Source organism: Bradyrhizobium sp. USDA 326, from assembly GCF_049739485.1.
Classification (GTDB): domain Bacteria; phylum Pseudomonadota; class Alphaproteobacteria; order Rhizobiales; family Xanthobacteraceae; genus Bradyrhizobium.
The window spans coordinates 2,292,897-2,316,570 of record NZ_JBMGQA010000001.1 but is presented as its reverse complement, the minus strand read 5'-3'; the positions used below and the strand labels follow the sequence as shown (position 1 = coordinate 2,316,570).

At 63.9% G+C, this 23,674-nt stretch carries 18 protein-coding genes and 1 pseudogene; 10 read left to right on the top strand and 9 right to left on the bottom strand.

What is annotated here, in order from left to right:
• Positions 1–110 precede the first annotated feature (110 nt).
• Entirely contained in the window at positions 111–1,811 is a 1,701-nt protein-coding gene (locus ABIG06_RS11025; protein WP_370136373.1) for an alpha-amylase family protein, read from the bottom strand.
• A gap of 275 nt (positions 1,812–2,086) precedes the next feature.
• Between ABIG06_RS11025 and ABIG06_RS11020 the strand changes: the two genes are divergently transcribed.
• Entirely contained in the window at positions 2,087–2,578 is a 492-nt protein-coding gene (locus tag ABIG06_RS11020) for an MmcB family DNA repair protein (protein ID WP_424578577.1), read from the top strand.
• A gap of 74 nt (positions 2,579–2,652) precedes the next feature.
• Here ABIG06_RS11020 and ABIG06_RS11015 read toward each other — a convergent pair whose 3' ends face one another.
• The 3 genes and pseudogenes from ABIG06_RS11015 to ABIG06_RS11005 all read right to left on the bottom strand — a co-directional run bounded on the left by ABIG06_RS11015 (position 2,653) and on the right by ABIG06_RS11005 (position 5,980).
• Entirely contained in the window at positions 2,653–3,642 is a 990-nt protein-coding gene (locus tag ABIG06_RS11015) for a c-type cytochrome (protein WP_370136370.1), read from the bottom strand.
• 357 nt (positions 3,643–3,999) lie between these two features.
• On the bottom strand, positions 4,000–4,554 hold the full coding sequence (locus tag ABIG06_RS11010; protein WP_283811839.1) for an ActR/PrrA/RegA family redox response regulator transcription factor: 555 nt from the start codon (positions 4,552–4,554) through the stop codon (positions 4,000–4,002).
• Positions 4,555–4,656: 102 nt separating this feature from the next.
• Positions 4,657–5,980: pseudogene (locus ABIG06_RS11005) on the bottom strand (ActS/PrrB/RegB family redox-sensitive histidine kinase).
• Positions 5,981–6,088: 108 nt separating this feature from the next.
• Here ABIG06_RS11005 and ABIG06_RS11000 point away from each other — a divergent pair.
• The 4 genes from ABIG06_RS11000 to ABIG06_RS10985 all read left to right on the top strand — a co-directional run bounded on the left by ABIG06_RS11000 (position 6,089) and on the right by ABIG06_RS10985 (position 10,446).
• Positions 6,089–6,892, top strand: a complete 804-nt coding sequence (locus tag ABIG06_RS11000; protein WP_370136368.1) for an ABC transporter ATP-binding protein — start codon at positions 6,089–6,091, stop codon at positions 6,890–6,892.
• 157 nt (positions 6,893–7,049) lie between these two features.
• Entirely contained in the window at positions 7,050–7,868 is an 819-nt protein-coding gene (locus ABIG06_RS10995; protein ID WP_370136367.1) for an ABC transporter permease, read from the top strand.
• Between the two features lie 121 nt (positions 7,869–7,989).
• Positions 7,990–9,318 (top strand): polyhydroxyalkanoate depolymerase, encoded by a 1,329-nt coding sequence (locus tag ABIG06_RS10990; RefSeq protein WP_370136364.1) that lies wholly within the window; start codon positions 7,990–7,992, stop codon positions 9,316–9,318.
• A gap of 288 nt (positions 9,319–9,606) precedes the next feature.
• Positions 9,607–10,446: a M48 family metallopeptidase gene (locus ABIG06_RS10985; protein ID WP_124160220.1), complete on the top strand. Its 840-nt coding sequence runs from the start codon at positions 9,607–9,609 to the stop codon at positions 10,444–10,446.
• Between the two features lie 156 nt (positions 10,447–10,602).
• Here the strand turns inward: ABIG06_RS10985 and ABIG06_RS10980 are convergent, their stop codons facing one another.
• Together ABIG06_RS10980 and ABIG06_RS10975 are read right to left on the bottom strand one after the other, a co-directional pair.
• Positions 10,603–11,262, bottom strand: a complete 660-nt coding sequence (locus ABIG06_RS10980; RefSeq protein WP_370136361.1) for a hypothetical protein — start codon at positions 11,260–11,262, stop codon at positions 10,603–10,605.
• 265 nt (positions 11,263–11,527) lie between these two features.
• Complete coding sequence (locus ABIG06_RS10975; RefSeq protein WP_124160222.1) at positions 11,528–13,744, bottom strand: transglycosylase domain-containing protein; 2,217 nt, start codon at positions 13,742–13,744, stop codon at positions 11,528–11,530.
• Positions 13,745–13,912: 168 nt separating this feature from the next.
• On the opposite strand from ABIG06_RS10975, the gene ABIG06_RS10970 reads away from it, so the two are divergent.
• Positions 13,913–14,338 carry a DUF1330 domain-containing protein gene (locus ABIG06_RS10970; RefSeq protein WP_124160223.1) on the top strand — a complete coding sequence of 142 codons (426 nt, stop codon included), beginning with the start codon at positions 13,913–13,915 and terminating at the stop codon, positions 14,336–14,338.
• Positions 14,339–14,467: 129 nt separating this feature from the next.
• Here the strand turns inward: ABIG06_RS10970 and ABIG06_RS10965 are convergent, their stop codons facing one another.
• Together ABIG06_RS10965 and ABIG06_RS10960 are read right to left on the bottom strand one after the other, a co-directional pair.
• Entirely contained in the window at positions 14,468–15,694 is a 1,227-nt protein-coding gene (locus tag ABIG06_RS10965; protein WP_124160224.1) for an ABC transporter substrate-binding protein, read from the bottom strand.
• A gap of 134 nt (positions 15,695–15,828) precedes the next feature.
• Positions 15,829–16,185 carry a DUF1304 domain-containing protein gene (locus ABIG06_RS10960; protein ID WP_199751492.1) on the bottom strand — a complete coding sequence of 119 codons (357 nt, stop codon included), beginning with the start codon at positions 16,183–16,185 and terminating at the stop codon, positions 15,829–15,831.
• 101 nt (positions 16,186–16,286) lie between these two features.
• On the opposite strand from ABIG06_RS10960, the gene ABIG06_RS10955 reads away from it, so the two are divergent.
• Entirely contained in the window at positions 16,287–16,817 is a 531-nt protein-coding gene (locus tag ABIG06_RS10955) for a methylated-DNA--[protein]-cysteine S-methyltransferase (RefSeq protein ID WP_370136358.1), read from the top strand.
• Between the two features lie 134 nt (positions 16,818–16,951).
• Here the strand turns inward: ABIG06_RS10955 and ABIG06_RS10950 are convergent, their stop codons facing one another.
• Entirely contained in the window at positions 16,952–19,741 is a 2,790-nt protein-coding gene (locus ABIG06_RS10950; protein WP_370136357.1) for a [protein-PII] uridylyltransferase, read from the bottom strand.
• A 247-nt stretch (positions 19,742–19,988) separates the two neighbouring features.
• Between ABIG06_RS10950 and ABIG06_RS10945 the strand changes: the two genes are divergently transcribed.
• The 3 genes from ABIG06_RS10945 (at position 19,989) to ABIG06_RS10935 (ending at position 23,521) form a co-directional block, all read left to right on the top strand.
• Positions 19,989–20,498 (top strand): OsmC family protein, encoded by a 510-nt coding sequence (locus ABIG06_RS10945; RefSeq protein WP_124160227.1) that lies wholly within the window; start codon positions 19,989–19,991, stop codon positions 20,496–20,498.
• A gap of 171 nt (positions 20,499–20,669) precedes the next feature.
• Positions 20,670–21,473 carry a hypothetical protein gene (locus ABIG06_RS10940; protein WP_370136356.1) on the top strand — a complete coding sequence of 268 codons (804 nt, stop codon included), beginning with the start codon at positions 20,670–20,672 and terminating at the stop codon, positions 21,471–21,473.
• A gap of 371 nt (positions 21,474–21,844) precedes the next feature.
• On the top strand, positions 21,845–23,521 hold the full coding sequence (locus ABIG06_RS10935; RefSeq protein WP_370136353.1) for a methyl-accepting chemotaxis protein: 1,677 nt from the start codon (positions 21,845–21,847) through the stop codon (positions 23,519–23,521).
• The last annotated feature ends 153 nt before the right edge of the window (positions 23,522–23,674 follow it).

The window sequence follows — 23,674 nt, the reverse complement described above, 5'->3', positions numbered from 1 at the left end:
AGCCCTTGCGACGATGCAATCCAGAGTTTCTCCGCGGCGACAGTCTGGATTGCTTCGCTGCGCTCGCAATGACGATCGTTGAAACGGCAGGGCAGATTCGACATTTCTAGCTATCCCGGATGCTTCTTCCCGCCCACGGTGTCGCCGTCGATGTCACTCCGTTTCAACAGATAGTCCAGCCCCCCGACCCGATACCAGCGATAGCCATACGGCTCCAGCACGATGCGATGATGGCCGCGCTTGTCGGCGTGGCTGTGGTCCTCCGCGAGCAGGTTGATCAGGTGCGCGCCGGTATCGCGGGGTAGTCCGGCCGAGAACGCGATCTCGCGCGGCTTCTCGTCGAGATTGTGCACGAACAGCACCGAATTGTTGCGCCAGTCATAACGCATGATGAACACGGCGGGATCGCGCATCGGGATGACAGTGAAATCACCCCAGCCCACTTCCGGCACCTCCTTGCGCATGCGGACGATGCGCTCGGTCCAGTTCAGCATGGAATTCGGATCGCGCCGCTGCTTGGCGACATTGACGTGCTCAAAACCGTAAGGACCCTTGTCGATGACAGGGCAGGCCGGCTTGTCGCTCTTGGTGAAGCCGCCATGCGGTTCGGTCGACCATTGCATCGGCGTGCGCGCGCAATTGCGTTCGGGCAACGAGAGATCGTCGCCCATCGCGATCTCATCGCCGTAGCGAATCACAGGCGTTCCCGGCAGCGTGCACATCAGGCTGTAGGCGAGCTCGAGCCGCCTGCGGTCGCCGCCCAACATGGGCGCAAGGCGGCGGCGGATGCCGCGGTCGTAGAGCTGCATGTCCTTGTCGGGTCCGAAGCACTTGAACACGGTGTCCCGCTGCGCCTCGGTCAGGCGCCCAAGATCGAGCTCGTCGTGATTGCGCAGGAACAGGCCCCATTGCGCCGTCGCGGGCCGCGGCTTGGTCGCCTTCAGCGCCTTCGCCAAGGGGCGCGAATCGGCGGAGGCCAGCGCGTAGAACAGATGCTGGTTGACGTGGAAGTTGAACATCATGTGCATGCGGTCGGCATCGCGACCGAAATATTCCATGTCGGTCTTCGGGAGCACGTTGGCCTCGGCGAGGATGATGGCGTCGCCCTGGCGCCATTGCAGAAATTCGCGAAACGCGCGCAGCAAGTCGTATTGCTCGACCGGCTTCTTCACCTTCGCGCCCTTGGTCGCGATCACGAACGGCACCGCGTCCATGCGAAAGCCGGAGACGCCGAGCTGGATCCAGAAGCCCATGATCTTCAGGATCTCGGCCTGGACATGCGGGTTCGAGGTGTTGAGGTCGGGCTGGAAATCATAGAAGCGGTGGAAGTACCAGGCGCCGGCTTCCTTGTCGCGCGTCCAGGTCGATTTCTGCACACCGGGAAACACCATGCCCTCGTCGGCATTGGCCGGCTTCTTGTCGGACCACACATACCAGTCGCGATAGGGTGAGTTCTTGTCGCGCCGCGCGTCCTTGAACCAATGGTGCTGGTCCGAGGTGTGGTTGACGACGAGGTCGATGATGATGCGGATGCCGCGCTGCTTGCAGCCGTGAGTGAACTCGACGAAATCGCCGAGCGTGCCGTAGCGAGGATCGACGCTGTAATAGTCAGCGATGTCGTAGCCGTCGTCGCGGCCCGGCGAGGTCTGGAACGGCATCAGCCAGATCGCGGTGATGCCGAGCCCGTGCAGATAGTCCAGCCGCCGCAACAGGCCCTTGAAATCGCCGACGCCGTCGCCGTTGGCGTCCATGTAGGAGCCGACGGACAGGCAATAGATCACGCCGTTCTTGTACCAGAGATCGTCGATCATGCGCGGGCAGCCTCGGGTTCCGCCGAGGTGCGGCGGCTGCGTAATAAGTGCGTGGGGGGAGCGAGGTTCCCGCTTTCTGGTCCCGGGGCGCGACGAAGTCGCGAGCCCGAGACCCATAGCCACAGGATGCCGTTTCGCGAAAATTCGGAGTTACCCGCTTTCCTGCACAACTACGCCCTGTGGTTATGGATTCCGGGCTCGCACCAAGTGACGCGCCCGGAATGACGGGTGGGGAGACAGTGTCCACCCTTCACGGAATCGGCTATCTTCCCCCGATGGACAATACCGCCCGCAACATCGCTCTCGTACCGTCGCCCGATCGCCGCCAGTCGGAGACGGCGCTCGCGGTCGCGCGCGGCACGGCGCGGCTCTTGCGCTCGCTCGGCTTCTCCTGCATCAGCGAATTGCCGCTGCCGTCGGGCCGGCGCGCCGATCTCGTGGCGCTGAACGAGCGCGGCGAGATCTGGATCGTCGAGATCAAATCGTCGGTGGAGGATCTGCGCGCCGACCAGAAATGGCACGAGTACCGCGCCCATTGCGACCGGCTGTTCTTCGCCTTCACGCAGGATCTGCCGTGCGAGATCTTTCCTGATGACACCGGCCTGATCATCGCCGACGCCTATGGCGCGCATCTGCATTGCGAGGCGCCCGAGCACAAGATGGCCGCGCCGACCCGCAAGCAGATGACAGTGCGCTTTGCAATGGCGGCAGCCTTGCGGATCAACCGGCTGGTCGACCCGCAGGGCCACGCGGATTTCTGGGAGTAGGCGCGGACTGAGCGAAGCGCGGCGTGATCCGGAGTCCTCGTGATGCGATGGCGCCGAGTTCCCTTCCGTCGGGACTACTTTTTGGCGTGCGCCGCTCGGATCGGACCGAAAGGCCCGTACATGTGCTGCTGCTGATCGAATCCGTCGGGGTACGGTCCGTAAGGCGTGTCGACCGGCTTCGTCGCAAGATCTGGATAGTCCTTGTCGAGACCGGCCTTTCTCGGACGTGGTTGAGAGATCATATAGGCGGCAACGTCCCAGGCCTGATCGACCGTGAGCTGCGGATTCAGGTAGTCCGTTCCGTGCGGCATGTTGAAGTGCAAGAAGTTCGCCGCAGTAATCAGCCGCACCATGCCGGCGCCATCGTTGAAACTATCGGGGCCCCAGAGCGGCGGCACCATGTAGCCGAGATCGACGCTCGGCAGGCTGCGGCGTATTCCGGAGCCGTCCTCGTTGTGACAGGAGAGACAAGCGCTCGCATAGATCGCCTTGCCACGAACGGGGTCGGCCGCTCGATCGAGCTCAGGCATTGATCCGGTGCCGAGTCCTGACAACGCCTTACCCGCCGGCACGCCGGACGAGAGAAATTTGATGTAAGCCACGAAGGCCTGCATTTCCGGACTGTCGAGCGGCAGCGCGCGGCCATTCATGCTGCGCGCCATGCACGAGTTCACACGATCCTCGATCGTGATCTCGGCGCCGAGGCGGGCACTGTATTGCGGGAAGAGCCCGACCAGCCCAAAGATCGGCAAGCCGAATTTTTTCGTGCCGGCTTCGAGATGGCAGTTGCTGCAGGCGAGATTGTTGCCGGCATAGCGCTTGGCTGGGTCCGGCACCTCCGGCCCGACATGGGCGTAGGTCGCCGTGATGAGGTCGCGCCCGCGTCGCACGAGCCGGCCATGGGCATCATCAGGCAGCGCGCCGACTTCCGGAACCGTCCAGACCGGCGGGGAGACTTGCTGCGCACGCCCCGCACCTGGTGCGGCTACGGCGACGACAGCGACGGCAATTGCGCGTACCGTCCAGAAGCAAAGCGATGCAAGCAGCGGCGTGGGGTGAACCATCGTTCTCTCGAGTGTTCGACGCGTCAGGTCGGCGCGATGATCCTCCGTCTGAGGTTAACGTCGGGTTCAGCGAGCGCACGACGCCAGCAGCCGGCTTTGTCGATTGAGCGCGGGGGCATCGGGCCGGGCACGTTCAGTCGCCGACCGATTTAGGCCGATTGAGCCAGGAGCGTACGCGCCGAGAGCTGCGAAGTCCGGCAGCTCATCGGCCTGAGTGGCTAACTCCGCCTCCGCCGCCGCTGATTTCTCTCACGAAACGCCCACGCCAGGTCAAAGTGACAGCGCTTTGCCACGTCGAGCATCTCCGCCTCAGCCATGAAGGGTGGAGATTTGCGTTTCCTCGAGTGAGCGCCGGGATTACCTCGGCGCGCGCTTGGCCAGAATGCGCTGCAGCGTGCGGCGGTGCATGTTGAGCCGGCGCGCCGTCTCGGAGACGTTGCGATTGCACATCTCGTAGATGCGCTGGATATGCTCCCAGCGCACGCGGTCGGCGGACATCGGGTTCGCCGGCAGCTCGGATTTCTCGGAGCTGGTCGAGAGCAGTGCCGCGACGACGTCGTCGGCATCCGCGGGCTTGGAGAGATAATCGATCGCGCCCATCTTCACCGCGGTGACGGCGGTGGCGATGTTGCCATAGCCGGTCAGCACGATTGCGCGTGCGTCGGGACGCTTCTTCTTCAGCGCCGAGACGACGTCGAGACCGTTGCCGTCGCCGAGCCGCAAATCCACCACCGCGAATGCTGGCGCCGACTTGCCGATCTGCGCAAGTCCGTCCGAGACGGTGTCGCACGATGTCACCGAAAAGCCCCGTGTCTCCATGGCGCGCGACAGCCGCTCCAGAAACGGCTTGTCGTCTTCCACGATGAGCAGCGAGCGGTCGCTCTGTTCGTTCAGTTCGGCAATGGCGTTCAAGGTTTTGTCCTCTCTCCAGCGCATCGACATATGGCCTCGCAATCACGCGGTGCCAAGGCCGCCGATGGTCCATCGGCCCTGTTGTGCGACGCAAGGTCGCGGCTATCCTATTGTTTCTTCGTGCGTCTCGATAGCCTCAAAACGCTGCCTGGGCCATGTGATCTGGACCACCGCGCCGTGTTCCGGAAAGGTCCGGTTGGTAAACGAGACCTTGGCGCCGGTGCGTTCCAGCAATGTGCGCGCGATGAACACGCCGAGGCCGAGACCGCGTCGTTCGCCGCTGCCATCGTCCTGGTTACGACGCCGCGACAGATAGGGCTCGCCGATCCGGTTGAGGATGTCGGGCGGAATGCCCGGTCCGTCGTCGGAGATCACGAGCTCGATAGTGTCCTTGTTCCACCATGCGTTCACCTCGACGGTGGTGCGAGCGAAATCGACCGCGTTCTCGACGATGTTACCGATGCCGTAGAGGATCGCCGGATTGCGCGAGCCGACCGGCTCGGCGGCGACGGCTACCGCGATCCGCACCTTGATCTCGACGCCGAAATCGCGGTGCGGTGCCACCACCTCCTCGATCAGCTCCGACAGCTTCATGTGGTCGAACGGCGCGCCGGTGGAGGAGAGCTGGGTGATCTTGCTCAGGATGTCACGGCAGCGCTGGGTCTGCTCGCGCAAGGTCTTCAGGTCGGCGGCAAAGCTTGGGTCCTTCACCGTCTTCTCCAATTCGCGCGAGATCAGGAAGATCGTCGCGAGCGGCGTGCCGAGCTCGTGCGCGGCCGCGGCCGCCAGCCCGTCGAGCTGGGTCAGGTGCTGCTCGCGCGTCAGCACCAGCTCGGTCGCGGCCAGTGCGTCCGCGAGCTTGCGCGCCTCCTCGGTGACCTGGAACGAGTAGAGGCTGGTGACGCCGATTGCGAGCGCGATCGAGAGCCAGACGCCGACGAGATAGACCGGCGGCAGCACCAGCGGATCGTCGGAATCCCACGGCAGCGGAAAATGGAAGAAGAAACAGGAGCGAAGCGCAGGTGACGGCGAGCAGGCCGAGGCCGAAGGTGAAACGGGCCGGCAGCGCGGTGGCCGAGATCAGCACGGGCGCGAGGAACAGGAACGAGAACGGGTTCTGCAGACCGCCGGTGAAGAACAGCAGGCCGGCCAGCTCCACGATGTTCAGCGCGAGGAGGCCGGCCGCCTGAATCGGCTCCAGCCGCTGCATCGGATTGGCTGCGGTCTGGAGCGCCAGATTGAGCGCCGCCGACAGGGCGATGATGCTGACGCAGGGGACGATCTCGACGTTGAACTCCAGCCCCTGTGCCACGATGAAGATCGCGGCGAGCTGACCCAGCACCGCGAGCCAGCGCAGCCGCAGGATCGTGTCCAGCCGGATGTGCCGTTGCGCGAGGCGGAAGTCGGTGGCGGCAATTTCGGTCATGTCGGACAAGGTGGCGGTGCTTTCTCGATCACAATCGCTGGGCTCGCGGAACCACGCAGGAATTACAGGCCTTGCGCTATCGGCTGCAATAGCAGAAGAACGGCCAGCATGACCGAGAATGACAAGGCTTCAAGTCGGCCGACTGTCGCGGATCGCAGCTCGTCCGCAGCGATCGCGGTCGATCACCTCGTCAAGGTTTACAAGCAGACCCGCGCCGTCGACGATATCTCCTTTTCGCTTCCGCGCGGCAGCATCACCGGCCTTCTGGGCGGCAACGGCGCCGGCAAGACCACGACCATCGCGATGATCATGGGCCTGGTGCTGCCGACCTCCGGCCGCGTGCAGGTGCTGGGGCATCGCATGCCCGAGGCGAGCGCGGCCGTGCTGGGGCGGATGAATTTCGAGAGCCCCTATGTCGACATGCCGATGCGGCTCACGGTGCGGCAGAACCTCACCGTGTTCGGCAAGCTCTATGCGGTGAAGAATCTCTCTGACCGCATCGCGAAGCTCGCCGAGGATCTCGACCTCGCCGATTTCATCGACCGCGCCAACGGCAAGCTCTCGGCCGGACAGAAGACCCGCGTCGCGCTGGCGAAGGCGCTGATCAACCAGCCCGAGCTGCTGCTCCTGGACGAGCCGACCGCCTCGCTCGACCCGGATACCGCCGACTGGGTGCGCGCGCATCTGGAGCGCTATCGCCGGGACAACAACGCCACCATCCTGCTGGCCTCGCACAACATGCTCGAGGTCGAACGGCTCTGCGACCGCGTCATCATCATGAAGCGCGGCCGCATCGAGGACGACGATACGCCGGAAGCGATCATGGCCCGCTACAACCGCACCACGCTCGAGGAGGTGTTTCTGGACGTCGCGCGCGGCCGGGTGAATGGCGCGCAGGAGGCGGTGCGATGAGTGGGCAGCGGGTGCTCCTTTCGTCATTGCGAGCGAAGCGAAGCAATCCAGAGTCTTTCTGCGGAGGGACCCTGGATTGCTTCGTCGCAAGGGCTCCTCGCAATGACGTCTTGGATAGACCGCGCGCGGCATTTCAATCCGTTTGCGGGAGCGCGCCATGACCGACCTCTCCCTCCACGGCGGCATCTCGCTCCACCGCATCGGCGCGATGATCCTGCGCTACTGGTATCTGTTGCTGTCGTCCTGGCCGCGGCTGCTCGAGCTCTTGTACTGGCCGGCGCTGCAGGTCATCACCTGGGGCTTTCTCCAGCTCTACATCGCCGAGAACGCCAATTTCTTCGCGCGTGCCGGCGGCACGCTGATCGGCGCCGTCATCCTCTGGGACATCCTGTTCCGGGGACAGCTCGGCTTCTCCATCTCGTTCCTGGAAGAGATGTGGGCGCGCAACCTCGGCAACCTCATGATGAGCCCGCTCAAGCCGATCGAGTTTCTGCTGTCGTTGATGGTCATGAGCCTGATCCGGCTCGCGATCGGCGTCATCCCGATGACGTTGCTCGCGCTGTTCCTGTTTCATTTCAACGTCTATGCCCTCGGCCTGCCGCTGATCGCCTTCTTCTGCACTCTGATCTTCACGAGCTGGTCGGTCGGCATCTTCGTCTCTGGTCTGGTGCTGCGAAACGGCCTTGGCGCCGAGAGCATCGTCTGGACGTTGATGTTCGCGATCCTGCCGCTGGCCTGCGTGTATTACCCCGTCAGTGTGCTGCCCGGCTGGCTGCAATACGTCGCCTGGGCATTGCCGCCGACCTACGCCTTCGAGGGAATGCGCGCGCTCCTGATCGAGCACACCTTCAGGACCGATCTGATGCTGCAGGCGTTGGCCATCAACGCCGTGCTTCTGGTTGCATCTTTTTGGGCATTCCTTGCCCTTTTGCGCAGCGCGAGAAAGCACGGCTCACTGCTGTCCGGCGGCGAATAACGTCACTTTCCCGTGGATTCAGGCTGGTTTAGCCGTTTTGGCTACGTAGATGTACGGAACCATGCATTGACGCAGTATTACGCATTCGGCAGTATGTTGCGATGCGAAGAGGAATATAGCGATGCCCATTGGTGAGTTCGGCGGCGCGCCGCCGCTGGCGGCAGAAGGCAGTCCGGTCCTGACGACGCCGATGTACTGGATGTACGAGATGGCTCATGCCTCTCTCAATCCGGCACGTGCGGTCACCGACGCGACCAAGCTGCTGTTTCAGAATCCCCTCAACCCCTGGGCGCGCACCGAGGTCGGCAAGTCGGTTGCCGCGGCCTGCGAATTGTTCGAGCGCACCACGCGCCGCTACGGCAAGCCGGAATGGGGTCTCGACGACACCGAGGTCAACGGCATCCGCGTCCCCGTCGAGATCCGCTCGGTCTGGGAAAAGCCGTTCTGCAGGCTGCTCTATTTCGATCGCAAGTTCACCCGCCCGTTGCGCAGCCCGCAGCCGCGCGTGCTGATCGTGGCCCCGATGTCCGGCCATTATGCGACGCTTCTGCGCGGCACCGTCGAGGCTTTCCTGCCGGCGCACGAGGTCTACATCACCGATTGGGCCGATGCCCGCATGGTCCCCTTGAGCGAAGGACGCTTCGATCTCGACGACTACATCGACTATGTCATCGAGATGCTGCACGTCCTCGGCGGCAACACCCATGTCATGGCGGTGTGCCAGCCCTCCGTGCCCGTTGTCGCAGCCGTCTCGGTCATGGAGGCGCGGCGCGATCCGTTCGTGCCGACCTCGATGACGCTGATGGGCGGCCCGATCGACACCCGCCGCAATCCGACCGCGGTGAACAACCTCGCCCAGGAGCGCGGTATCGACTGGTTCCGCAACCACGTCATCACCAAGGTGCCGTTCCCGCATCCGGGCATGATGCGCGACGTCTATCCTGGATTCCTGCAGCTCAACGGCTTCATCAGCATGAATCTCGATCGGCACATGGATGCGCACAAGCAGCTGTTTGCCAATCTGGTGAAGGGTGACGGCGATCTCGTCGACAAGCATCGCGACTTCTATGACGAATATCTCGCGGTCATGGATCTCTCGGCCGAGTATTACCTGCAGACCGTCGACACCGTGTTCGTGAAGCACTCGCTGCCGAAGGGCGAGATGACCCATCGCGGAACCCGCGTCGACCCCTCCAAGGTCAAGCGCGTCGCCTTGATGACGGTCGAAGGCGAGAACGACGACATCTCCGGCCTCGGTCAGACGGAAGCAACGCACGGCTTGTGCAGCTTGATCCCCGATCACCGCCGCGTTCATTACGTCCAGAAAGGTGTCGGACATTACGGCGTGTTCAACGGATCGCGTTTCAAGTCGGAGATCGTGCCGCGGATTCACGACTTCATGGTTTCGGCTGCGAATCCGAGCTCGTTACAGGCTCTCGCGGCCGAATAGAGCTGCTCCTCATGGTGAGGAGCGCGGAACGCGCGTCTCGAACCATGAAGGCCGCGGATCTCGCCTGTGAACAGCCGAATTTCGGCTTTCCCGTCGAAATTTCGGCCCTGCCGGAGCCTTTCGGCGGGGTAAATTCCCGCCAGATTCGCGGTATTTAGGTAGCTTTATAGGAGTGAGTCTGCCCTCACCCCTTGGGGGTGTCGCATGCATCCAGCGGGGGCGAAAAAAGCGGGTTCCAACCCCAGTCTGTAGGGTCTCCCCGGCGCCTGACCGCTGTATATTGGGCAAATGATTTGTTTTTGCGCCGAGCGCTTTCCCTGGCGGCGGTTATGGCAGAATCCGGGCGAACTCCTGCTCCCCGGACTGACAGACATGGCCACTCGCGCACTCCTCTATCGTCGGCCCCACGAACCGAAGACCCTCGTCATCACCCACGGATCGCAATTTTTTGCGATTCGGCTGCGCCGGCACAGACGCGCGAGGCGTTACACGCTCAGAATTCATCCGAGCGACCGCGAAGCCATCCTCACCATGCCGCCGCGCGGCACGCTCGCCGATGCCAAGGATTTCGCGCAGCGTCACGGTGCGTGGATCGCTGCACGCCTCGGCCGCCTGCCGAAGGCCGCACCGTTTCAGCCGGGCACGGTGATACCGCTGCGCGGCACGCCCCATCGCATCGTTCATCGCGCCGGCCAGCGCGGCACGGTGTGGACCGAGATGCGCGATAGCGGTGAACGCATTCTCTGCGTCGCCGGCGGCCTCGAGCATGTCGACCGCCGCGTCAGCGACTTTCTCAAGCGCCAAGCCCGCCGCGATCTTCAGCGCTCGGCAGAGGCCTACGCCGCCGAGCTTGGCGTCCGCGTCAAACGGCTCTCGATCCGTGATCAGTCCAGCCGCTGGGGATCCTGCACCTCGGCCGGCTCGCTGTCGTTCTCCTGGCGCCTAATCCTCGCGCCACCCTTCGTGCTCGACTATCTCGCCGCCCACGAGGTCGCTCATCTCGTCGAGATGAACCACTCGGCGCGGTTCTGGCGCGTCTGCGGCAAGATCTGTCCGTCGATGGAGCGCGCCAAGAAGTGGCTCGATACGTACGGCAATGATCTGCACCGGTATGGTGTCGAGGATTAGGCTCTCACGACCCGCCTGACACTCGCTGTCGTCGTCCGGCTTGACCGGACGACCCAGTATTCCAGAGACGGTTGTTGAGCCGGGGGCGGTGGTGCACTGGATGCCCCCGCTTTCGCGGTAAGTGACAGCAGAGAGCGGGACGGCTTCAAATCGCCCTCAGGCACTGAAATCCGCACTCGTCCCCGGCTGCGCGCGTGAGGCCAGATAGGCTGATTGCTGCTGCGCGCCAGCCGTCTGCCCCTCCGCCAGCATCGCCTGGAACGCCGCGTCGAGTTGCTCGCGACTATATGTCGTGGGCCTGCTCTCGCGCGGCGTCCATTGCGATTGCGTGATGGCCGTGGAGGCCTTCTCGACGGTGCCGCCAAGCAGCTCGGCGTATCTGCCGGCCCGCCATTGCGCCAGGTCCGGCCCGCTCAAGCCGGGAGGATCCTCGAGCTTGCCGACCTTCGCCGCGGCCTGGTTGGTCATCGCCGAGGACCCGCCATTGTACAACGTGGCCACCACCTTGCCGTCGACTTTCACCTGGGCATAAACGTTCTGAGGCGCGTTGTCCGCGACGACCGATTGCGGTGCATTCGTGTCGTGGGCGATCAGCCAGTGCGTTGCCATTAGGTCGCGCAGGACGGGATGATCCGCGGCCGATATCACCTTGGCGCCCGAGAGCGGCTTAACCTGCGAGAGGTCGATGCGGAAGCCGCTGGCAGTAGCGTCGGTTGTTTCGGGAGCTACCGGCTCAAGACCCGATGTCGCGTTGGAAGCGGATGTTGATGCGGGCCGCAGATGAGGCAACGCCGCACCGGATACATTTGAAATCATCGAACGCTCCCAGGTCCCTGCTCAACCTATGAGAGCAAATCCCGGGCCGAAGACGGGTGCTTGAAGTGATTGGTATTTTTCCCTTCAGCCATGCGTGGGTCGCGGTCGATCTTGCCGCGCTGGGCAGGAATTGCCGAAGTGGTGAAGCGCGCGCTTCAGGCTCCGCGCTGCCTGCGCAAGCCGTTGATTTCGTTATGCTCGGCTACTGTGCATGGGGTTGTTTTCGCAGTTCTTGTTTCGAGGTCATCGAAACCTTGGGCAGAGCCTATCGGTTTCCGCCAAACAGCCGGTCCATCAGCCAGCCATCGAGCCCTGCCGCCGCTTCCGGCCGCACATTGGTGCGCGTGGGCGGTGGCGGGCGGTAGCCGCCATTGTTGGCTGCTGCCGGTCCTGGTGCTGCCGCTGTCGGCGGCGACACCTGCGAGGCCGCCTGCGCGAGGTTCGACAGGCCCCAGGTCGCTTGCGCGTTCGGCAAGTTCGCGACCGGCACGCCCTCGTGCGCCGCCTTCATGAAGCGCGTCCAGACTTCCACCGGCAGGCCGCCGCCGGTCGCCTTCTTGGTCGGCGAGTTGTCGTCGTTGCCGAGCCAGACGCCGGTGACGAGGTTGGCGGTGTAGCCGATGAACCAGGCGTCGCGATAATCCTGGCTGGTGCCGGTCTTGCCGGCGGCCGGCCAGCCGGGAATCTCGGCCTTCTTGGCGGTGCCCGATATCAGCGTCTCCCGCATCATCGCGTTCATCATGCCGACATAGCGGGGCTCGATGACCTGGTTGCGCTCCTCAGGCTGGCGCATGTAGAGCAGCTTGCCGCCGAGCGTCCTGATCCGCGTCACGACATGCGGCGCCACCGCGAGGCCGCCATTGGCGAAGGGCGCATAGGCGCCGACCAGCTCGACCACGGAGACCTCGGAGGTGCCGAGCGCGATCGAGGCATTGGGCTCGAGCTTGGAGGAGATGCCGAGCCGGTGCGCGGTGCGCACCACGTTCTTCGGCCCGACCTCGAGGCCGAGGCGGATCGCGACCGTGTTGAGCGACATCGCCAGCGCCTGCGTCAGCGTCACCGCGCCGAAATATTCGTGGGTGTAGTTCTCGGGCCTCCAGCCCTTCACCTCGATGGGCGCGTCCTGGCGCATCGTATCGGGCGTCAGCCCCTGCTCGAGCGCGGTGAGGTACACGAACGGCTTGAACGAGGAGCCCGGCTGCCGCTTGGCGGTCACAGCCCGGTTGTACTGGCTGTCGGAATAGTTCCGCCCGCCGACCATGGCGCGCACGGCGCCGTCGGGCGTCATCGCCACCAGCGCTCCCTGGCTGACATTGAACTTCACGCTCTTGGCCGCGAGCTCGTCGATGATCGCGGCTTCCGCCACGCTCTGCAGCTTCGGATCGATCGTGGTCTCGACCTTGATGCTCTCGTCGATCTGGCCGACCAGATCGTCCAGCACCTCGCCGATCCAGTCCGCGACGTAGTTGACCGTGCCGGCGCCGGCCGGCTTCACGTTGTAGGAGGGATGGCCGATCGAGGCCTTGGCCTGCGCATCAGTGATGAAGTTTGCATCCGCCATCGCCGCCAGCACGATCTGCGCGCGCGCTTCCGCGCCTTCCGGATTGCGGTTCGGCGCAAGGCGCGACGGCGACTTGACGAGGCCGGCCAGCATCGCGGCTTCGGCAATGGTGACGTTCTTCGCCGACTTGCCGAAATATTTCTGCGCGGCGGCTTCGACGCCGTAGGCGCCGGAGCCGAAATAGACGCGATTGAGATAGAGCTCCAGGATTTCATCCTTGGAGTGCTTCCGCTCCAGCCAGATCGCGAGCTCCGCCTCCTGCAGCTTGCGCTGCATGGTGCGCTCCTGGGTCAGGAACAGGTTCTTGGCGAGCTGCTGCGTCAAGGTCGAGCCGCCCTGCGATACGCCGCGATGGAGCACGTTGGTGACGAGGGCGCGCAGGATGCCGATCGGATCGATGCCGAAATGCGAATAGAAGCGGCGGTCCTCGATGGCGATGAACGCCTTCGGCAAGTACGGCGGGAGATCCTTCAGCGACACGTTGGCGCCGGCCATCTCGCCACGCTGCGCCAGCATGCTGCCGTCCATGGCGACGATCTGGATCGTCGGCGGCCGCTTGGGAATCTCCAGCGATTGAATCGGAGGCAGATGGGCGCCGACATAGACCACGACGGCGATCACGGCGATGCCGGCCCACAGGCTCAGCACCGCGCCCCAATAGACGAGGCGGCCGAGACTGAAGCCGCCGCGCGACTTCGAGCGGCGCTTGGCGCCGCTGCGGCTGCCAGGTGCCTTCCGTTCGCGGGGCGGCTCGTCGCCGGCATCCTCGCTCTTGCGCTTGGCGGATGCCTTCGCAGGCTTCTTCGGCTTGTCGTCGCCGCCGGGAATGCGGTCCGCAGCGGTCAGGCGCAGGTCGGCGAGCGCCGCGGGCAAGCCGAACAGCGGCTCCTTTCGCGCACCCTTTTTCTTTCCCCACGCCATACGCAATACGCCCGGTCAGCCCGCCCCGCCGCACGCTAGCGGTCGCTGTTTAAGGCCCGGTTACCCTGGCGTTAACGCGTGATTAGGAGGTGGGGCATTCGCGCGCCGCAGTTCCGCGCGCTTGGCGCCGGGGCTAGGATAGTCCGTATAAATAAAGAGGGAACTCGCATGGGCCACATCGATCCGACCAAGGAGATCTTCGCGCAATTCCGGGAGAACGACCGCCCGGGCCCGATCCACATGCTCAATCTGGTGCGCCTGCGGAAGAAGGCGGCGTATCCCGATGGCCGCAAGGCGAGCGGCGCGGAGGCCTATGCGGCCTATGGCCGCGAGAGCGGCCCGGTGTTCGAACGTCTCGGCGGCCGCATCGTCTGGCAGGGCAAATTCGAGCTGATGCTGATCGGCCCGCAGGAGGAGCGCTGGGATCATTGCTTCATCGCCGAATATCCCAGCGTCGCTGCCTTCGTCGAGATGATCCGTGATCCTCTCTATCGCGAGGCGGTGAAGCACCGCCAGGCCGCGGTGGAGGATTCGCGGCTGATCCGGCACGCCGTGCTACCGGTGGGGAAGAATTTCGGCGAGATACCGACCTGAACGCCAAGCAGGAAGCCTCTCTCGATCGTCATGGCCGGGCTTGACTCGGCGATCCACGGCTTCCCTTTGGCCCAAGAACGTGGATGCCCGGGACAAGCCCGGGCACGACGTCGCAGAGGCAGCTGCGTCCTAACCCGACGGGCCCGTGTCCTCGATGATCGGTCCGAACAGCTCCCAGCGCTCGCCGTTGAACTTCATCATTTGCATCTGCTTGTTGACGCGATAGTCGTCCGGCCCGGTGGTGATCTTGATGCCGGGCAGCGCCAGGCTCGGCGTGTAGCCCTTGATGTTGGCGACCTGCTTCATGACGTTCTCGCGCGTCAGATCGTCGCCGCATTGCTTCAAGACCTGCACCAGCAGCTCGGCCACCGAATAGGCATAGGTGTTGATGGTGTTGAGCTTGTCGCCCTCCGGGAAATACTTGTCCATGAAGGCGAAGAAGGCCTTCACGCCCGGATCGTCCTTCCACTGGGGATCGCCAGGATCCTTGCCGTAATTGGTCGAGATGATGCCCTTGGAGATATCGAGGCCGGCCGGCTTCAGCGTTGCCGACACCGGGCTCGCGTTGATGTCGAGGATGTGCACCGGGGTCCAGCCGAGATCGGCAAGCTTCTTGATCGCCTGCGCCGCGAATTTTGGCGTCGAGGCGTCAAAGAACAGATCGACCCCCATCGACTTCAGCTTGACCACCTGCGAATCGACGGTCGGGTCGGTGACTTCATAGGAGACCTCGCCGACGATCATGCTGGCGGCCTTGTCGCCGAGGCCGCTCTTGAGGCCCGCCAGATAGTCCCGGCCCATATCGTCGTTCTGGTAGAGCACGCCGATCTTGGCGTTGGGATGTTCCTTGAGAATGTACTTGGCGTAGATTCGCCCCTCGGACACGTAGTTGGGATTGTAGGCGATGGTCCAGCGATAGTTCTGCGGATCGTTGAAGCGCGCGGCGCCGGTCGAGGCAAGGAGTTGCGGGACCTTCTTGCCGTTGAGGTACTTCTGCACGGCCGCGTTCGCCGCGGTGCCGATCAGCTGAAAGGTGAACAGCACTTCGTCGCCTTCGACGAGCTTGCGCACTTGCTCGACGGTCTTCGGCGGCGAATAGGCGTCGTCATATTGGATCAGGTTGATCTTGCGGCCGTTGATGCCGCCCTGATCGTTGATCATCTTGAAATAGGCGGCCTGGGTCTTGCCGATATTGGCGTAGACGGAATAGGCGCCGGAGAACGGCACGGTCTGGCCGATCTTGATCTCGGTGTCGGTTGCGCCGGTATCGTACTTCTTCTGGGCGAGGGCCTGGCTGGTGGAGACCGCGACGGCGAGCGCCGCCGCGGCAGCTATGAAGGCTCTGCGATTGTTCATGTTGGGTCGTTCCTCCTGACGGAATTATCGGCCGACGGTCTTTCTCCGTTGATTGCAACGGTCGCCATCGCTGCCGAAGATTGTGGAGGAAGGTTTGCCGCTGCGCAAGGATGGCGGCGCTGCGCCGTAGCGTCTCAGGCCAGGAACAACGCAACCAGCGCGACTGCCGCCGGCAGCGCCTGCACCATCAGAATCCGCGTGCTGACGGTCGCCGCGCCATAAGCACCGGCCACGATCACGCAGAGGAGGAAGAACACCTTGATCTGGAATGCTAAGGTCGGGTTACCATGCGCAAGCCCCCAGACCAGGCCGGCAGCGAGGAAGCCGTTGTAGAGGCCCTGATTGGCGGCCAGCACTTTCGTGATCTCGGCCTTCTCCGGCGAATTCCGAAACACCTTCAGGCCCAGCGGCCTGTCCCAGAGAAACATCTCCAGGATCAGGAAGAAGACGTGCAGTGCCGCGACCAGCGCCACCAGCACATTGGCGATCAGGATCAAGGTGAGCTCCCCCCAAAAGCGTCAGCTTTCGGGTGGACGTTAGCACGGCCGGCATGGCAAGTGCGATGGGTGTGTTTCGATTGCCTGGTGCCGCGATGCCCGCTCGATCAACCAACCCGTCCGTAAGCCTCGGCCTCGATCGCCTGATGACGCCGATCGGGATCGCGCTGCTCGTGACCGATGTCGACGGCGCGCTACGCGCGCTCGACTGGGAGGATTACGAGCATCGCATGCGCGAGCTGTTGCGCCTGCATTACGGCGCCGTGGATCTGAGAAATCAGCCTGCGCCTGCGGATATGCGGACGGCGTTGTCGGGCTATTTCGAAGGCGAACTCGGCCAGCTCTCGGCCATCGCGTGGCGCATCGCCGGCACGCGGTTCCAACAGAAGGTCTGGACCGCGCTTGCGCAAATCCCGGCGGGTACCACGCTGAGCTACGGCGCGCTCGCCGCAAGGATCGGCATGCCCAAGGCCGTTCGCGCGGTCGGCCATGCCAACGGCTCCAACCCGATCAGCGTGGTGCTGCCCTGTCACCGCCTGATCGGCGCGGATGGCTCGCTGGTGAAGTACGGCGGCGGCCTGGAGCGCAAGCGCTGGCTGCTGCGGCATGAGGGGGTGGAGGTGTGAAAGGATAACGCGCCAATCTCTCCCCGTCGTCATTCCGGGGCGCGCGAAGCGCGAACCCGGAATCTCGAGACTCTCGGGTGCGCAAGTGCGCACCTGAGTTCGATGCTGCGCATTCCCCGGAATGACGGCGAGAGTCACGCAGCCGGCTGCACCGCCTTGTCGCCGGCCATGACATGGGTCAGCGCGCTCTTGATTGCGGCTTGCCGCGTCGGGGCGTTGATCTGTGCGCCCAGGAGGTCGGTGACGTAGAACACGTCGCGCGCGCGCTCGCCGAAGGTGGCGACATGAGCCGAGGCGATGTTGAGATTGAGCTTGGAGATGGACGTGGTCAGCTCGTAGAGCAGGCCGGGCCGGTCGAGGCCGGAGACCTCGATCACGGTGTAACGGTCGGACCACTGATTGTTGATGGTCACTTCCGGCTCGATCACGAAGGGCTTCGCCTTGCTGCGCACGGTGCGCCGCGCCACGGCTTCGGGCAGGCGCAGCTTGCCTTCCAGCACGTCCTCGATCATCTCGCCAATGCGCGTGGCCCGCCGACCCTCGTCCTCGTCGCGGTCGTATTCCCGGGAGATCGAGATCGTGTCGAGCGCGCGGCCGTCGGTCGTGGTGTAGATCTGGGCGTCGACGATGTTGGCGCCGGCCGAGGCACAGGCGCCCGCGATGATCGACAGCAGCCAGGGATGGTCGGCGGCAAAGATCGTCAGCTCGGTGACGCCGCGCACCTCGTCGAAGCCGACATTGATCGCCAGCTTGTGGCCGGCCTGCTCGCTGGAGCGGACAAAGCGGGCGTGGCGGATCTTGCGCGGCAGCTCGACTTTGAGCCAGTAGGCGGGATAGTGCCGGCCGATATAGGCGTCGAGTTCGTCCTTCGGCCATTCGGCAAAGGCCATGCGGAATTCGGCGTGCGCGGCCGCAAGGCGCTTTCCTCGGTCGACCTCCGAGAACCCGCCTGTGAGCACCGGTTCGGTCTCATAATACAGAGAGCGCAAAAGCTGCGCCTTCCAACCGTTCCACACGCCCGGGCCGACGCCGCGGATGTCGGCCGTGGTCAGGATGGTCAGGAGCTTCATCTGCTCGACCGACTGCACCACGGCGGCGAAATTCTCGATGGTCTTGCGGTCCGAGAGGTCGCGCGACTGCGCGACCGTGGACATCGTCAGATGCTCCTCGATCAGCCACGCCACGAGCTCGGTGTCGGCAGGGCTGAAGCCGAGCCGCGGGCAGAGCCGCCGGGCCACCTTCGCGCCGGCGATCGAGTGATCCTCGGGCCGCCCCTTGGCGACGTCGTGCAGCAATGTCGCGATGTAGATCACCGCGCGGTGCTCGGGCCGGGTCTTGCGCATGAGATCGCTGGCGAGCGCGAACTCCTCGATGCCGCCGCGCTCGATGTCCTGGAGGAAGCCGATGCAGCGGATCAAGTGCTCGTCGACCGTGTAGTGATGATACATGTTGAACTGCATCATCGAGACGATCTTGCCGAAAGCGCGGATAAAGTGGCCGAGCACGCCGGTCTCGTTCATCCGCCGCAGCACGATCTCCGCGTTTTCGGAGGTCAGGATCTCCATGAACAGCCGGTTGGCCTCGGGATTCTCGCGGAGCTGCGCGTTGATCAGGCCAAGCGACCGCGTCACGTCGCGCATCGCATCCGGGTGGAAGGCGAGGTTGTTCTTCTGCGCGAGGCGGAAGATGCGAATCAGGTTGACCGGATCGTGCTTGAAGACGTCGGGCGCGGCGACGTTGATGCGGTTGTTGTCGACGATGAAGTCGCCGCTGTCGGGGACACGCCGCTTCGCCGCGGTCGGTCGCAAGCGCGCCATCATCCGGCTCAGCACCGGAGCGGGCTTGGCCTGCTGGTCCTCGAGCTTGGCGCAGAGGATGGCGGTGAGGTTGCCGACCTCCTTGGCGACCAGGAAGTAGTGCTTCATGAAGCGCTCGACGTCCTGCATGCCGGGATGCGAGGTGTAGCCGAGCCGGACCGCGATCTCGCGCTGGAGGTCGAAGGAGAGGCGCTCTTCGGCGCGGTTGCAGTAGAAATGCAGATTGCAGCGGACCGACCAGAGGAAGTCGGCGCAGCGGCGGAATGTGCGATATTCCTGCGCGTCGAACACGCCACGCACGACCAGCTCATTCGTATCGCGGACGCGGTAGACGTACTTGGCGATCCAGAACAGCGTGTGCAGGTCGCGCAAGGCTCCCTTGCCGTCCTTGACGTTGGGCTCGACCAGATAGCGCGACTGGCCGCCGCGGCGGTGTCGCTCCTCGCGTTCGGCGAGCTTTGCGGTGACGAATTCAGAAGCGGTGCCCTGCACGACTTCCTTGTCGAAGCGCTCGACCAGCTCCTCATAGAGCGGCTTGTCGCCGGTGAGGAAGCGCGTCTCGAGAATCGCGGTGCGGATCGTCATATCGCCGCGCGCCTGCCGGATCGATTCGTCGACCGAGCGCGTGGCGTGACCGACCTTCAGCCCCATGTCCCAGAGGCAATAGAGGATCGCTTCGGCGACCTGCTCGCCCCAGGCGGTCTGCTTGTAAGGCAGGATGAAGAGCAGATCGATGTCCGATTCCGGCGCCATCAGGCCGCGGCCGTAGCCGCCGGTCGCCACCACCGCCATGCGCTCGGCGCCGCTCGGGATCGGCGAGCGGTACAGATGGCGGGTCGCCGCCGAATACAGGATGCGGATGATCTCGTCCTGCACGTGGCAGAGCCGCTCGGCGCAGCGCCGGCCGTGGCGGTCCTTCAGCAGGATCGCCTGTGCGGCGGCGCGTGCCGCGATGAGTTCCGCCTTGAGCAGTTGCGCCATCGCCGTGCGGAAAGCGTCCTCGCGTCCCTGATGCTTTTCGGCAAGCGCATCGACCGCGGCGGTGATCCGCGCGGTGTCGAAACGATCGTCCACCCCGGCCTTCTGCTCAGTCGCGATGCTGTCCATGTCTCTCCGGATATAAGAGGTGACAGGCGCTGTCACGAGACATTCGCAAGCCAGTGACCAATGAGCTCGATCATGCAGATCGGACGGTCTGTGGCGCTGCTCGTGAATTCAAGCGTAACATCATGAAAATACGTTTGTTTTTGGCTCGATTCCGGTCGCTCATGGCAGATCCCATCAATCATGAGCTGACACGAAACCGGCCGCCTTCTATACCACTCGTGAGAACGACATGCCGGGAGAGAAAAAGATGGACGCTGTCCAACTGCGCCAGATGCAGGCCCCGATCAAGGAGCGCTACAAGACCGATCCAAAGGCCGCGCTGATCACGCTGAAGGCCAAGGGCTCCACCGATGGCGAAGGCATCGCCTGCAAGGTCGAGACCGGCCGCGCCATAGCAATGGCGGGTCTGCATCCGGGCACCGGCGGTTCCGGCCTCGAGCTCTGCTCCGGCGACATGCTACTGGAAGCGCTGGTCGCCTGTGCCGGCGTCACGCTGAAGTCGGTCGCGACTGCGATCGAGGTTCCGCTCAGGACCGGCAACGTCTACGCCGAGGGCGATCTCGACTTCCGCGGCACGCTCGGCATCGACAAGGAGACCCCGGTCGGCTTCGCCGAGATTCGCCTGCGCTTCGAAGTCGACACTGACGCGCCGCAGGACAAGCTCGACCTGCTGCTCAAGCTCACCGAGCGCTATTGCGTGGTCTATCAGACCATCAAGAACGGCCCGAAGGTGTCGGTGTCGATGCAGCGGATCTGACTCTCTTACCCTCCCCTGGAGGGGGAGGGTCGATCGCGCGCAGCGCGAGCGGGGTGGGGTGATCTCTCCACGTCGCACACTGTTCGTGTCGAGAGATCACCCCCCGCTGCGCAGTTCGCTTCGAACTATGCACAGCGACCCTCCTCCTCCAGGGGAGGGTAAGAAGAAAAAATGTCCCTCGATCTCCACTTCATCCTCTTCCTGCTCCTGCGCATGGCGATCGCGGCGGCGTTCGTGGTGTCGGCGTCGATCATCGCCGAACGCGCAGGGCCTGTGATCGGCGCGCTGGTTGCGACCCTGCCGGTGTCGGCCGGTCCCTCCTACGTCTTCCTCGCGATCGATCATGACGCCGCCTTCATCGCGCAAGGTGCGCTGGCGAGCCTGCCGGTGAATGCTGCGACGATCGTCCTCGCGCTCACCTACGTGGTGCTGGCGCAGCGACATAGCCTTCTGGTGAGTTGTGGAAGCGCCGTCGCGGTCTGGATCGTGCTTGCATCGATCATCCGCCGGTTCGACTGGTCGCTCGCCGCGGGGCTTGCTGCCAACCTGATCGCGTTCGGAATCTGCATCCCGCTCCTGGCAAGCTATCGCCATGTGAAAATGCCGCTGGTGACGCGCCGCTGGTATGACATTCCGATGCGGGCTGCGCTGGTTGCGACCCTGGTCGCCCTTGTGGTCTCGACTTCAGGATGGGTCGGCCCGCGGATCAGCGGTATCATCGCGCTGTTCCCGGTCGTGTTCACCAGCATGATGGTGATCCTGCACCCGCGCATCGGCGGCCCGCCGACGGCCGCGGTGCTTGCCAACTCCGCCTGGGGATTGCTCGGCTTCGGCATGGCGATCGCCATCATGCACATTGCGGTGGCGCAATTCGGATCGGCGACTGGTCTTTCTGTTGCGCTTGCAAGCTGCGTGCTGTGGAACTTGACGCTGTGGCAGCGTGGACGCGTCATGCGGAAGGCGCGGTCTCCGTGAGACTACGGAGCGGAGCGTCATCGCGTCGCGCAAACGCTGGCCCAGAAATGTCGAGCACAGCGCGGCGTACGCACAAGCCATTGATCGAGATGCGTCATTTCAAATCGCAGCCGTGATTGCCGTTGATCTTCGACGCGCACAGAATCGCGCTGGCTCCAGCCGATTTCCGACAGGTCTATTAGAACTTTATTCGCGCTTTTCATCTACGAATAAACCAGCGTACCCGCGTCCGCTGCCGTGAGCGCGAACTCGTCCGAGCTGCATCAGAGTGCAGGGACGCGCGGGAATTGTCGATTTGAATACGGCTGTGCCGCTGCAACTGTTACTTCCCCTACGAGCCGTCCACGCTATTTCGAGATGGAGATTCCTTGATGTTCGGTCGCAAGTCCCACAGTGATGCACAGGCACGGCTCGACGCCATCGGCCGTTCGCAGGCCATGATCGAATTCAATCTCGATGGCTCGATCATCACGGCGAACAAGAACTTTCTCGACGCCCTCGGCTATCGGCTCGAGGAGATTCAGGGCAAGCATCACTCCATGTTCGTGCCGGCCGACCAGCGCGATACCACCGAGTACAAGGCGTTCTGGGCTGCATTGAACCGTGGCGAGTATCAGGCGCGCGAGTTCAAGCGGATCGCGAAAGACGGCCACGAGGTCTGGATCGAAGCATCCTACAATCCGGTGCTCGACGGCAACGGCAAGACGGTGATGGTCGCCAAGATTGCGACCGACATCACCGCGAAGAAGATCCGGAGCATGACGGACGCCTCCAAGATCGCTGCCATCAGCCGCGCCCAGGCCGTCATCGAGTTCAATCTCGACGGCACCATCGTTTCGGCCAACGAGAACTTCTGCAAGGCGCTCGGCTATTCGCTCGACGAGATCAAGGGCAAGCAGCACAGCCTGTTCGTGGCCGAGGCCGAACGAAACAGCCCGGCCTATCGCGAGTTCTGGGCCGCGCTCAACCGCGGCGAATACCAGGCGGGCGAGTTCAAGCGCATCGCCAAGGGCGGCCGTGAGGTCTGGATCCTCGCCTCCTACAATCCGCTGCTCGACGAAAGCGGCAAGCCGTTCGGCATCGTCAAATTCGCCACCGACGTCACCGCCGAGAAGCTGAAGAACGCCGATCTCGCCGGCCAGATCGCTGCGATCGACAAGGCCCAGGCGGTGATCGAGTTCAACATGGACGGCTCGATCATCACCGCCAACGCCAACTTCCTCGGCGCGCTCGGCTATTCGCTGGCCGAGATCAAGGGCAAGCATCACAGCATGTTCGTCGATCCCTCGGAGCGCGATGGTGTCGCCTATCGCGAGTTCTGGGCCGCGCTCAATCGCGGCCAGTATCAGGCGGCGGAATACAAACGCATCGGCAAGGGCGGCAAGGAGGTCTACATCCAGGCCTCGTACAACCCGATCCTCGATCTCAACGGCAAGCCGTTCAAGGTGGTGAAATACGCCACCGACACCACGAAACAGGTGCTGGTCCGCATGGGCAATGAGCGCGTCCGCGGCATGATGGAATCGGTCGCCGCCGGCTCGGAGGAGCTCAATGCCTCGGTGCGGGAGATCTCCGAGGCGATGACCAAATCCCGCGAAACCGCGATGAGCGCGGTCGATCAGGTCTCCTCCGCTGATGCGCAGGCCCAGCGCCTCACCGAAGCCGCGCAGGCGATGAGCGGCATCGTCGAGATGATCAACAACATCACGGGACAGATCAACCTGCTCGCGCTCAACGCCACGATCGAGTCGGCCCGCGCCGGCGAGGCTGGCCGCGGCTTCGCGGTGGTCGCTTCCGAAGTCAAGAGCCTCGCCAACCAGGCCAAGCAGGCTACCGACAAGATCGGCGAGGAGATCGGCAGCCTCAACAGCATCTCCGGCGACGTCGTCAGCGCGCTCGGTTCGATCAAGCAGGCGATCAACAATGTCAGCGAGTACGTCACGTCCACCGCCGCGGCGATCGAGGAGCAGAGCACGGTGACGAACGAGATGTCGACCAGCATGCAGCGCGCGGCCGCTGAGGCGGCGGCGATCGCGGCGCGGGGGTAGGCGCCAACCACACTCTCATTCCGGGGCGACTCGAAGAGGTGAACTACGGTGCGCAATTGCGCACCTGAGAATCTCGAGATTCCCCGGTGCGCAATCGCGCACCTGAGGTCTGGTCCTCAGGGTCGCTTCGCGATCCCTTCGGACCATCCCGGA

Coding starts and splice junctions, on each gene's coding strand:
- ABIG06_RS11025 (WP_370136373.1), bottom strand. CDS start 1,811: ATGATCGACGATCTCTGGTACAAGAACGGCGTGATCTATTGCCTGTCC.
- ABIG06_RS11020 (WP_424578577.1), top strand. CDS start 2,087: ATGGACAATACCGCCCGCAACATCGCTCTCGTACCGTCGCCCGATCGC.
- ABIG06_RS11015 (WP_370136370.1), bottom strand. CDS start 3,642: ATGGTTCACCCCACGCCGCTGCTTGCATCGCTTTGCTTCTGGACGGTA.
- ABIG06_RS11000 (WP_370136368.1), top strand. CDS start 6,089: ATGACCGAGAATGACAAGGCTTCAAGTCGGCCGACTGTCGCGGATCGC.
- ABIG06_RS10995 (WP_370136367.1), top strand. CDS start 7,050: ATGACCGACCTCTCCCTCCACGGCGGCATCTCGCTCCACCGCATCGGC.
- ABIG06_RS10990 (WP_370136364.1), top strand. CDS start 7,990: ATGCCCATTGGTGAGTTCGGCGGCGCGCCGCCGCTGGCGGCAGAAGGC.
- ABIG06_RS10985 (WP_124160220.1), top strand. CDS start 9,607: ATGATTTGTTTTTGCGCCGAGCGCTTTCCCTGGCGGCGGTTATGGCAG.
- ABIG06_RS10980 (WP_370136361.1), bottom strand. CDS start 11,262: ATGATTTCAAATGTATCCGGTGCGGCGTTGCCTCATCTGCGGCCCGCA.
- ABIG06_RS10975 (WP_124160222.1), bottom strand. CDS start 13,744: ATGGCGTGGGGAAAGAAAAAGGGTGCGCGAAAGGAGCCGCTGTTCGGC.
- ABIG06_RS10970 (WP_124160223.1), top strand. CDS start 13,913: ATGGGCCACATCGATCCGACCAAGGAGATCTTCGCGCAATTCCGGGAG.
- ABIG06_RS10965 (WP_124160224.1), bottom strand. CDS start 15,694: ATGAACAATCGCAGAGCCTTCATAGCTGCCGCGGCGGCGCTCGCCGTC.
- ABIG06_RS10955 (WP_370136358.1), top strand. CDS start 16,287: ATGCCCGCTCGATCAACCAACCCGTCCGTAAGCCTCGGCCTCGATCGC.
- ABIG06_RS10950 (WP_370136357.1), bottom strand. CDS start 19,741: ATGGACAGCATCGCGACTGAGCAGAAGGCCGGGGTGGACGATCGTTTC.
- ABIG06_RS10945 (WP_124160227.1), top strand. CDS start 19,989: ATGGACGCTGTCCAACTGCGCCAGATGCAGGCCCCGATCAAGGAGCGC.
- ABIG06_RS10940 (WP_370136356.1), top strand. CDS start 20,670: ATGTCCCTCGATCTCCACTTCATCCTCTTCCTGCTCCTGCGCATGGCG.
- ABIG06_RS10935 (WP_370136353.1), top strand. CDS start 21,845: ATGTTCGGTCGCAAGTCCCACAGTGATGCACAGGCACGGCTCGACGCC.